Genomic DNA, 10,204 nt, shown 5'->3' on the forward strand with positions numbered 1-10,204 from the left:
GGGGGTGCGGTGGACGTCGCTGCGACGGTGAGTATCCGTCATCAACGTGGTGCTCTCGTAGAGGACCAAGACTGGCGTACGGTGCCTGCCGATCTCCTGCAGTCGGCTTGTCCGTGGCGGACGTTCCGCTGGCACAAGGGCCAGAAGCACTACTCCGGCACTTACTGGTCGGCGACGATGCGGGATCACGTGATCTACGAGTCGCGACTGGAGCTGTCGCGGTTGCTCTTCGCCGACTTCGATCCGGCCGTACGCGGCATCGTGGCCCAGCCCTTCTTGCTGAAGACGGTGTTGGAGGGGAAGGTCCGTCGGCACATACCGGACTATCTCCTCCTCACCGAGCAGGCACCGGTGGTCGTCGACGTCAAGCCGCTGCATCGGTTGTCCAAACCAGAGGTGGCGATCACCTTCGATTGGACCCGGCAGGCGGTGGAGTTGCGGGGATGGAAGTACGAGGTCTGGAGCGAGCCTCCGGCCGTGGAGCTGGAGAACATCCGGTTCCTGGCGGGCTACCGACGGGACTGGCTGTTCAGCCCAGAGATCCTGGAAGACCTTCGGGGAGCTGAGCTCGATGGTGTCTCTCTGAGGCAGGCCGCGCGCTGTCTTTCGAATCGTCCGGAGTCCCAAGTCCGCTCTGCCATCCATCATTTGCTCTGGATGCAGTCTCTCGTTACCGACCTCAATCGGCCGCTGGGCCCTTCACACGTTCTGAGGTGGGTGGCATGAGTAGAGCAGGGGCTCGGGTCGGGGTCGGTACGCGCTTCCGCTACGACGGGGAATCCGTCGAGGTGGTGGAGATGGCTGCGACCACGGCAGGCAACGAAGTGGTCCTGAAGGATGGCCGGGGGCGATTGCTGCGCCTGTCGCTCAAAGAACTTCTGTTCTCGGACCGTGCCGCTGTAAGTCCAGACGGCCCGGGACCGTCAGCCGACGACGAAGAGGAGATCGCTTCGGTCGTACTTGGGCAGCTCGACAGCTCTGCACGGGCGAAAGTCCTTGAACGCGCTGAGCACGTCCGGGAGGTTCTGACGGGATACCGGTCTGGAGCTCCGGAACTGGCACGCGATGGTGAGCCCCGACCGGCCTATCGCCCGGAGCAACCGTGGGAGGCTCGATACACGGCAAAGGCGGCTGAGCTGGGGGTATCACCTCGTGCCGTGAAGCAATGGGTCTCTGACTTTCGTCGTGGCGGAGAGGCCGGGCTCGCGCCGAAGAAGACAACAGAAAGACCCCACTCAGGAGTTGATGATCGGTGGGTGGAGACCGCGGTAGAGGTGATGGTCGAGCACACCGACCAGTCGCGGCCGTCGCGGACGATGGTGATCGAGCGGACCCGGGCTCGGGTAATAGCGCGGTTCGGTGAGGGGGTGGTGCGGCAGCCGAGCCGGGCGACGGCCTTTCGCCTTCTGGAGGAGCTGGAGCGACGCCATCCGCTGTTCCGGCTGAGTACGAAGCGGAACCGGGATATCGCCGGTCGGCCGGAGGGTCCGTACGGGAAGCTGCGGCCGACGCGTCCGGGTGAGTATCTGCTGATGGACTCCACCCGCTTGGACGTCTTTGCGTTCGACCCGTTGACGCTGAAGTGGGTTCAGGCCGAGTTGAGTGTCGGGATGGACTGGTACTCCCGCTGCATCACGGGGATCCGGCTGACTCCGGTCTCGACGAAGGCGGTGGATGTCAGTGCGGTGCTGTTCCAGTCGTTTCGGCCGCGGCTGGCGGGGCGGGACTGGCCGCGGCACGCGGTCTGGCCCGAGCATGGCATCCCCCGCACCGTCCTGGTCGATGTCGAAGGCGCCACCGGGCCGGGGCTGGCCTCGCCGCCTTTGGTTCCCGAGACGCTGGTCGTCGACCACGGCAAGGTCTATGTCTCGGAGCACCTGACCAGTGTCTGCCGACGGATGGGCATCTCCATCCAGCCGGCCCGGCTGCGGACGGGCCGCGATAAGGGGCCGGTCGAGCGCTACTTCCGGACTTTGCGGGAGGGGCTGCTGCAGGTGCTGCCCGGCTATAAGGGCCCCGACATCCACTCGCGGGGTGAGAGCCCGGAGGACGACGCGTTCTTCTTCCTCGACGAGCTTGAGGCGATCATCCGGGAGTGGACCGCGGCGGTCTATCACTGCCGGCCGCATTCCAGTCTGGTCGATCCCGGTCTGCCGGGTCTGCGGATGTCCCCAGCGAAGATGTTCGAGCACGGCATGGCGCGGGCGGGTTACATCGAAGCGCCCCGCGACCGGGACCTGGCTTACGAGTTCCTGCAGACGAAGTGGCGCACGGTCCAGCACTACGGGGTCGAGATCGGCCGCCGCCGTTACAGCGGCCCCGGCCTGCCCGAGCCGGGAGTCCTTAGCCCCTACGACAGTCCGGTCAAGAACGGCTGGCCTTTCCAGGTGGACCCCGACGACATCACCCGGATCTACTTCCGCGATCCGGCTACTCGGGCCTGGCGCACGCTGGTCTGGGAGCACGCGCCATCGGCCGAGATGCCGCTGAGCGAGGACGCGTTGATGTTCGCCCGGCAGCTGGCGGCCTCGAAGTATCGCTTTCCTGACGACCGGCTTGCCGTCGCTGATTTGTTGGAGCGGTGGAATCTCGGGCTGGGCACCACGATCGCCGAGCGGCGCATGGCCCTGCGGCTCTCGCGCGAGCAGGCCGCCATCGAGCTTCCGGAGAGTGAGGCGGAGACGGTCGTCTCGCTTCCGTCCGTACGCAAGGCCCTCGGCCAGGACGAGCAGACCGCGGAACTGCGGGAGCCCGACGTGGTGACGGAGACCGGGGATGACGACGAGGCCGATCTGGAGGACCTCGCCGGGGAGGACGACTTCTACGCCGATGCCCTGGAGGACGTGTGAACGACGGCAGCGTTCCGCAGCCAGGCAGTCTTGCCTTGTCGCGGAAGGAGGACTTCAAGGCGTTCGCAGAGAGCCCTCGCCGCAGCCGGCCCGACCTGCTGACCCGCAAGCAGCTGAAGTCCCTGCCCACACAGGCGCGGGCGGACTACGACCGTCAGCGCCGGCAGTGGCACGCGAACATCGGCCCGGTCAAGACGCCGCAACTGACAGAGCTCCATGAAGACCTATGGGACATCGTCGACAGCAACGAGCAGGACGGCGACAAGGCCAAGGGGGCGGTGGCCGTCGACGCGTTCCCGGGTCTGGGCAAGACGACCTCGGTGCTGGCCTTCGCCCGCGACTTCCACCAGCGGGAGATCGAGGAGTCGGGCGCGTTCACGAGCCAAGGGCACGAGCGGATCCCGGTCTGCCGGGTCGGGCTGACCGGGAACACCGGAATGAAGGATCTCAACCGGGCCATGCTGGAGTTCTTCGGCCACGCCGGACAGATGCGGGGGACCACCGCCCAGTTCGGACGGCGGGTGCTGGACTGCGTGCTGTCCTGTGATGTCCGCCTGGTGGTTCTGGACGATCTGCACTTTTTGAAATGGGGACAGAAGAGCGGCATCGAGGTGAGCAACCACCTGAAGTGGATCGCCAACGAGTTCCCGGTGACGTTGCTGATGGTGGGGGTCGAGCTCGCGAAGAAGGGCCTGTTCGGCGAAGGAACGAACGGGCGCGACACCGCTCTGGCCCAGACCGGCCGCCGCACCACCCGCCTCGGGCTTCGTCCGTTCACCATCGATATGGAGGCCGGGCGCCGGGAGTGGCGGCAGATGCTGCTGGCCCTCGAACAGCGAGTCGTGCTCACCGACAAGCATCCCGGCATGCTCGCGGACGACCTGTCGGACTACCTCTTCGCCCGCAGCACCGGACACATCGGCTCGCTGATGACGCTGATCAATCGCAGCTGCCAGCGGGCGGTCCGCACCGGCGCCGAACGTCTTGACCAGGAGCTCATGGACCGGGTGAAGAACGACGAGGCATCCGAGGCCGCCCGCCTCGAACTGCAGGCCGCGCTGGAGAAGAAACGGCTGACCAGCCGCCCGCGGCCCCGGAGCCGGCGACCCGCATGAGAACGCCGGCCCGCACCCTGCCGATCCGGCTGCCTCCACTGCCCGGCGAGGCCCTGGACTCATGGCTGGAGGCGATAGCAAGACGGATGGACACCGCGCTCGGTGATGTTCTGCTGCACTTCGGCTTCCCGGTCCGGCACCGGGCCGGAAACCAGTTCAGGGGCATCCCGGCAGACTGGACGATCGTCCTCGACGAGCGGTTGGCCGCCGCTGTCGCCCACGCCACCGGGACGTCCCCGGAGACAGTCGCTGCCCTGACCCTGGCTCATTACGACGGACGGGCCCTCCACCTGAGTGCCGGGGGCCGGGCCGTGTCACGGCACGTCCTTTGGGGCCGCGGAGGGGGATCCCGGTTCTGTCCGGAGTGCCTTCATGCCACTGGTGGGCGATGGCAATTGTCCTGGAGGCTCGGTTTCTCCTTCGCCTGCACCCGGCACCGCAGGCTGCTGGCGGACTGCTGCCCGCACTGCGGGAGGGTGCCGCGGCAGCGGCCCCGTTCCGGCCGGTCCGTCCCCCGGCCTGAACTCTGCGGCAATCCACCGACCCGCCCCACCCGCCCGTTCTCGGCGGGCTGCGGCACCGATCTGACCCGCGCTTCGACGCTCCTCCTGCCTCCTGGTCATCCGGTTCTCACGGCGCAGGACCGAGTGATGGAGATCATCGACGGGGCAACGGCAGCTTTCGGCCCCTACCGAACCTCTCCCCAGCCGGCCCCGGCGGTGCTGGCCGACATCCGGGCCCTGGGCATACGCGTCCTGAGCGACCTGCCCGCAGCTGTCCTACGAGAACAGATCCCGGCTGACATCGCAGAAGCTCACCTCAGCACCGATGCGGTCTCCCCGCACACCGGACAGGCCATGGAACGTCCGGGGTTCATGGCCCCGCCCCGAGCCGCGGACACGGCCGTCGCGGTCACCATGGCCCTGAGCATCCTGGAGCAACCAGGAATCCACCCGGCCGGCGAGGCCCTGCGGAGCCTGCTGGAAGCAGTACGCGAGGAACTCACGCAGATCTCGGCGACCAGCATCGACAGCTGGGGCAGGGGCATCAGCCCGGTGCTGCAGTCCGTGCACCTGGCGGCCCTCGCCCCTTCCCTCCGCCCCAGCGAATACGTCCGCTACCGCATCATGACCGAGACCCCCCGCCGGCCGACCCGGACCACTCGGGACATCGAGCAGCGAGCCAGGAAGATCCCCACGATGTTCTGGCCGCCCTGGACGATCCGCCTCGCACCACCTGAAGGAATCCATGCGCGGGCTCTGGCTCCCGTTCTCGCCGCCCTGTTGCTGATTCCCGACAGCCGCACATCCCTGGACCAGGCAGCCGGGCTGATCGGTGACGTCATCGACGGCACTGAGGTGTCACGCCTCCTCCAGGAAGTCGACGACCTTCCGCAATGGCCGGACATCGCCACTGCTCTGGACCGGCTCGCGGGCTACCTCGGTGCCAACAGCACCCCCATCGACTACGGTCGGCGCCGACTCCTCAACTACACCGGCCTGCTTCCTCATGACCGCTGGCTGGAGATCTGCCGCCGCACCGGAACACCACCGGGAACCGGACGGCGCGAACGCATCGCACGCAGCCAGCTCTTCCAACGTCTCAGCGGCCTGCCCGCCGAGTCTGCCCCCGACGACCTGGGCGGGCCCGACAGTGCAGAGTTCCGGGCGACGTCCCTGCGGTTCACCGCGCTTCAGACCCCTGAACTCGTGCATGCCCTCCAGCAGGAAGCCCTCACCTTCCTGGCCTCACACCACATCCACGACGAGCCCATGACCTGGCAGCCGCCCGCCACCCTGCTGGCAGGGCTCTCCCTTCCCGGCCCCGACCCGGCACACGTCGACCTACCCCGCCTGCACCAGCTTGTCCGCGAACGCCAGCACCCCGTTCAGCACGCCGCCCAGGTCCTGGGCACGACCGTCGAGGCCATCCGACATGCCCTCGACGAGCATCCAGCCCCCGCACCCCCGCTGACGAAGAGCACCGCCAGGGCCACCGGCCGCATCCGGCAGCAGGCCCGGCAAGCCATTCCGGCAGAGCGCTTCACCCGGCTCTACCTCGACGAACACCGGTCCCTCCAGCAGATCGCCACCCTCACCGGCTTCTCCCGCAGAGTGCTGACCGACCTTGCCAAGGAGTACGGCATCCCGCTCCGCGAGGGCCCCAAGGACTACAAGCGCCGCGGCACTGTCGAACGGGCCTGGCTCATCGAGCAGTACGTCCACCGCCGCCGGACCCTGCCGGACCTCGCCCGAGAAGCTGGCATGAGCACCGCGAACATGGCCCGCTGGGCCAAGACCCACAACGTTCCGCTGCGACCACGCGGAGGGTCCAGTCACAGCCAGGTACTTCGGGCAATCGACCAGGCCAGCCGAGCACCAAGCATCCTTCGGCCGGCACTCGGCGGCCAGGGGGCCAGCGAACGGTTGAGCCGATTCGCGGCTGCATCTCCCTACCCCAGCCTCGGTGCCGCAGCGAGCGGCCTCGGCCTCAACACGTTCACCCTCGTCGCACAGATCAACCGGATCGAACGAGAACTCGGTGGACCACTCCTGGTCCGGGCGGAACGAGGTAGGCCCATGACGCTCACTCCCCTGGGGAAGAAGGTGCTCAAGGCCATTCGAAAGATGCAGGACAACACGATGCCCTGAGACGCGGCATGATCATTCCGGGTCGGCAATGCGTCGGAATACCCCGTCCAACTCGCCGGAGGCCACGAGCGCGGCAATCACGCGCACCATGCTGCCGATGCCGGGATTCCGCACGATCAGCCCGTCCGCGCAGAAGAAGCACTGCCCGGAGACCGCCTCTCCGCTCGCCTCCCAGCTCCGCATGAGCCGATCCACCTCGGCGAGAGTGAAGATCGTGGAACTCCAGCGCGACCCGTCGGCAAGATGAACCTCGGCATCGACGTTGCAGACCTCTTCGATCGCCTCGTCCGGTTCCACGAGGAAGAGCACCTGGAAGCCGGCGGCCCGAACCCGGTAGTAGGGAGCCTCCCAGTCGGCATCAGAAGCCCGACCCTCGGACGCCGGGCCCGCCTGTTGCGGCATCGACGCCGTCACTGAAGTTCCTCACCCGGCGGTATGAAGGCGTCGGCGCTGTCGGCGTCCTCCACATGCCCCTGAGCATCGACTGTGATGGCAGTCGCCCGGCCCTGCGAAGTGATCAACCAGGCCAGCACCTGCTCCGTGAGAGGTGATCCACCCGGCCCTTCATCCGTCCAGTGTGCCCGCCATCCCCCACCGGGTATCGCGGCGACCACCTGATCGGCCCGCTCCAAGTGGGAGAAGTCCACGTAGTCCGTGACCTGGCGCAGTGCCCCTCGTTGCGGGTCGACCACCAAGGCTGTCCCGGTTGCGGGATCCCATCCCTCCACGCGCACCATGCGACCGATCTCGGTCTCAGTGCCATTGAAGATGGCGGTCCATCCGGTCTGATTGAAGTATCGGAGTTGCATGGCGTCATGATCCCGGAGGTCCGGCGACCTGCTCGACCTCCGTGTCGTGGAAGCCGTGGTTATCAAGAAACCAGCAGGCCCGTGATACTGATGTCAAAGACCCGACGGACTGTGGAAGCGGACCCAGACACTCCTGTAGGGCTCACGGAGCTTGTGCCGACCAGCGGGCAGCCGGGCCAGCGTTGCTGCCACAGATCCGTCAGAAGCACCCGCACATCTCCAGTCAGTGGAGCCGCGACTGGCTCCCCAAGCAGGGGAGGCCGCCGAGTAGGCGGGAGAGAGTGCGGTCAGTGGATTGCTGCTTTTCTATGCTGGTGCACACATTCACTCGTTGGGGGATTCCGTTGCCAGCGGGATACCGCACCGCCAGCAGTCGTTCGCGTGGTCGTCCTGGCAGACGTAGCCGATGGCACCATCCACGCACCATTCGGCGGCCTCCTCGGAAAGCAGGTCGGGCCCGGCAAGGAGCAGCCGACGAAATTCCGTGGTATCCGCAATGTCGGCCGGCCGGTTGGTGAACCACTCGTTGAACCAAGGCTTGTCCTGGTATATGCCCCAGTGCGCATTCTCCCGGTCGTCGACAGCCGTAAGGAACCGATCGACGATGCACCCCCAACTCGGTGCTCCGAACCAGCCGTTGTCGGACGCACAGAAGGATTCGATCAGGGTTCGCAGGCCGAACTCCTTCTCGTGAAGGCAGTACCTTCGCCCCCATGAGATCGCGACCTGCGCCATCTCCGCGAGTTCTTCTCGCGGATCAACCTCGTGCGCCGGGTCGTCAGGGTTGTGGCAGGCCAGCCCGAGCTCGAGTACGGACTGCCCTGTCGGTAGGACCCGGGACGGGTTGACGATCGCGAGACCGAGACCGATCCAGTCGACATGGTCGAACGACAGCATCGAGCGCACGAGTCGGGTGGTTGCCGTGTTGATCCGCATCATCGTGCCGTCGTGCAGCGGACTCTTCCCGGCATGCCAGTTCTCGACGGGTGTGTTGCGCCACACGGCGAGCGTGATGCGGGTGGCAGCGAGCCACAGCAGGGCGTCGTCGTCGAGGTGCCCGAACCGCTTGGCACACTCCTGGGCGCCGTAGGTGATCAACTCTTCCGGTTTCGGCCACCTGTGGCTGTCGGGCCCTTCAGGCGCGTACTCATAGTCGTCGGCGTACTCGTCAAGGATCGCACTCAACTCGGTTGCGCTGTAAGCCTCGCTGTACTCGGAGCCGTCCGGCCCCTCGACGGTGTACATGTCGTGGTCCCAGGAGACGTACACGTCGCCCCAGAGCACGACGTCATCGCACTCGCTGGCGTTGTCCGTCACAACCGGCCTGATGGTGATCGGGGCAGTACGCCCGTCGGTTCGCTCGCCGTCCTTCTCGGCGGCCCATGCGGTGATGACCCCGAGCGGCTTCGGAAGGAGAGGACCGACCTCGGTGATGCTGAACGGCTCGTCGTCGTCATCGGTGTCGAACCGGCTGTTGACGAACGCGACCGCCTCGGAGGGCGTGCTAACGATGGACTGGCTACCACTCTCGTTGTCAACCACTCGCCACAACGGGCTGTTCTTCACGGTGCTCTCCGATCGCGGTGAGTGCACCCGGGGTGGGTGCGATGCGCCGGGTCGCTCGGCACTGACACCAACTTATGGGCTGATCAACCCATCCGTAGTCCCGAAGGTACTTGTCGGCGATGACGTCCGGTACGTTCGCGTGCAACCTGCTTTTCGCGCCCGCGGCGACACAGCACAGTCCAACAGCGGAGGAGGCGAAGATGGCGCTGAACAAGAAGGGTTCCCGGCGCATAACCGTTGACGGAATCGAGTACCGCTGGCGGATCCGCAGGAAGCCCTCCTACATGCAGGGACTCTGCTGGACACCGATGACCTACGCGGTCGAAGCGGCCGGCGGCAGCCGGCCGGGCACGACCTTGATCGTCACCAGCGGCCAGGCCCATCCCAGCAACTGGGTGGGCGTCGAGACGGAGCCCATTCGCCCAGCACACGTTGCTGCCGGCATTCGAGCGGCACGGGATCAGGGCTGGGATCCCACCCGGGTCGGTTCTCCTTTCCAGCTCGATCGATCCGCAGGATTCATCGCCCAGTCATGAGGCGAAGCGGAGCAGCGCGGTGCACCTGGCCCGTCATCATGGCCTGGTGACCACCTGGATGCGCTGCTACTGGGACGAGGAAGACACCTGGTTCTACTTCGAGGTCGACGCCGAAGGCTGGGTGATCCAGCAGGTCGAACTCGCAGGGCCTGAGCTGACCCGATCGCAGCTGCCTCCCTCGCCGAGTGGCAGCGGGCCCGCGACGCAGGCCGCCTCGACGAGTACGACAACAGGTTCGGGATCACAGCCGAACAGCCCGTCTCCGAGTGGGAAGGCCACGATCCGGAGCAGCTGACCTCCGACGGGTTCGAGGAGGTCTGGAACTCCGCCCGTCGGCAGATCGCAGCCCGGCCGTCATGAGATCGGACGGGCGGAGGAGGAACTACAAAGACTGTTGATCGTTGACAGTGCCGGCGACTGCTGGTCCGCAGTTCGCCGGAAGCCCGCCCACCACCAAAGCGATCGCGTGCTCAGCGGTGTCCGCCTCACCGATCACTCTTCCTCGTGAAGGGCCGCAGACTCGATATCGTCCGTCGCTCAGCGGATCGATGAACGGCACGTCCCATGAGTACGGGAACCCAGTGCAGGTTGTGAAATGAAGCGACCAGTGAGCTCTTCCGATCGTGCCCCGATCGGGTGGCTGTAGGGCCGTGACGTACGAAGCTCCCTACCCGTTGC

Annotated in this window: 9 protein-coding genes and 2 pseudogenes; 7 read left to right on the plus strand and 4 right to left on the minus strand. The window is 66.5% G+C overall.

Annotated elements, in window-relative coordinates; all coding sequences use genetic code 11:
* The first annotated feature begins 81 nt into the window (after positions 1 to 81).
* The 5 genes and pseudogenes from QNO07_RS16725 (at position 82) to QNO07_RS16745 (ending at position 6,615) form a co-directional block, all read left to right on the plus strand.
* Complete coding sequence (locus tag QNO07_RS16725) at positions 82 to 726, plus strand: TnsA-like heteromeric transposase endonuclease subunit (protein WP_283992839.1); 645 nt, start codon at positions 82 to 84, stop codon at positions 724 to 726.
* Positions 723 to 2,849 carry a TnsB C-terminal domain-containing protein gene (locus tag QNO07_RS16730; protein WP_283992840.1) on the plus strand — a complete coding sequence of 709 codons (2,127 nt, stop codon included), beginning with the start codon at positions 723 to 725 and terminating at the stop codon, positions 2,847 to 2,849. The genes QNO07_RS16725 and QNO07_RS16730 overlap by 4 nt, the downstream gene beginning before the upstream one ends.
* Positions 2,846 to 3,964, plus strand: a complete 1,119-nt coding sequence (locus QNO07_RS16735; protein ID WP_283992841.1) for an AAA family ATPase — start codon at positions 2,846 to 2,848, stop codon at positions 3,962 to 3,964. The genes QNO07_RS16730 and QNO07_RS16735 overlap by 4 nt, the downstream gene beginning before the upstream one ends.
* Positions 3,961 to 4,353 (plus strand): annotated as a pseudogene (locus QNO07_RS16740) (TniQ family protein); the annotation flags it as partial. The gene QNO07_RS16735 and the pseudogene QNO07_RS16740, both read left to right, overlap by 4 nt.
* 261 nt (positions 4,354 to 4,614) lie before the next feature.
* A complete protein-coding gene (locus tag QNO07_RS16745; protein ID WP_283992852.1) occupies positions 4,615 to 6,615 on the plus strand; it encodes a LysR family transcriptional regulator in 2,001 nt (666 codons plus the stop codon).
* Between the two features lie 12 nt (positions 6,616 to 6,627).
* On the opposite strand, the gene QNO07_RS16750 is transcribed toward QNO07_RS16745, so the two are convergent.
* From QNO07_RS16750 to QNO07_RS16760, 3 genes are all read right to left on the minus strand, one after another.
* Positions 6,628 to 7,029, minus strand: a complete 402-nt coding sequence (locus tag QNO07_RS16750; protein WP_306674873.1) for a hypothetical protein — start codon at positions 7,027 to 7,029, stop codon at positions 6,628 to 6,630.
* Positions 7,026 to 7,424: a hypothetical protein gene (locus QNO07_RS16755; RefSeq protein ID WP_055592324.1), complete on the minus strand. Its 399-nt coding sequence runs from the start codon at positions 7,422 to 7,424 to the stop codon at positions 7,026 to 7,028. The genes QNO07_RS16750 and QNO07_RS16755 overlap by 4 nt, the downstream gene beginning before the upstream one ends.
* A gap of 324 nt (positions 7,425 to 7,748) precedes the next feature.
* Entirely contained in the window at positions 7,749 to 8,990 is a 1,242-nt protein-coding gene (locus QNO07_RS16760) for a hypothetical protein (RefSeq protein ID WP_283992842.1), read from the minus strand.
* 200 nt (positions 8,991 to 9,190) lie between these two features.
* Between QNO07_RS16760 and QNO07_RS16765 the strand changes: the two genes are divergently transcribed.
* Entirely contained in the window at positions 9,191 to 9,526 is a 336-nt protein-coding gene (locus tag QNO07_RS16765; protein WP_079047037.1) for a hypothetical protein, read from the plus strand.
* Positions 9,527 to 9,584: 58 nt separating this feature from the next.
* Positions 9,585 to 9,886 (plus strand): annotated as a pseudogene (locus QNO07_RS16770) (hypothetical protein).
* A gap of 22 nt (positions 9,887 to 9,908) precedes the next feature.
* On the opposite strand, the gene QNO07_RS16775 reads toward QNO07_RS16770, so the two are convergent.
* Positions 9,909 to 10,148 (minus strand): DUF6193 family natural product biosynthesis protein, encoded by a 240-nt coding sequence (locus QNO07_RS16775; protein ID WP_283992855.1) that lies wholly within the window; start codon positions 10,146 to 10,148, stop codon positions 9,909 to 9,911.
* Between the last annotated feature and the right edge of the window lie 56 nt (positions 10,149 to 10,204).

The sequence above is a fragment of the Streptomyces sp. 549 genome, assembly GCF_030124175.1.
GTDB lineage: Bacteria > Actinomycetota > Actinomycetes > Streptomycetales > Streptomycetaceae > Streptomyces.

Excerpts from the sequence above, each read along its gene's own strand:
- QNO07_RS16765 (WP_079047037.1), top strand. The coding sequence starts at position 9,191 with ATGGCGCTGAACAAGAAGGGTTCCCGGCGCATAACCGTTGACGGAATC.
- QNO07_RS16745 (WP_283992852.1), top strand. The coding sequence starts at position 4,615 with ATGGAGATCATCGACGGGGCAACGGCAGCTTTCGGCCCCTACCGAACC.
- QNO07_RS16755 (WP_055592324.1), bottom strand. The coding sequence starts at position 7,424 with ATGCAACTCCGATACTTCAATCAGACCGGATGGACCGCCATCTTCAAT.
- QNO07_RS16730 (WP_283992840.1), top strand. The coding sequence starts at position 723 with ATGAGTAGAGCAGGGGCTCGGGTCGGGGTCGGTACGCGCTTCCGCTAC.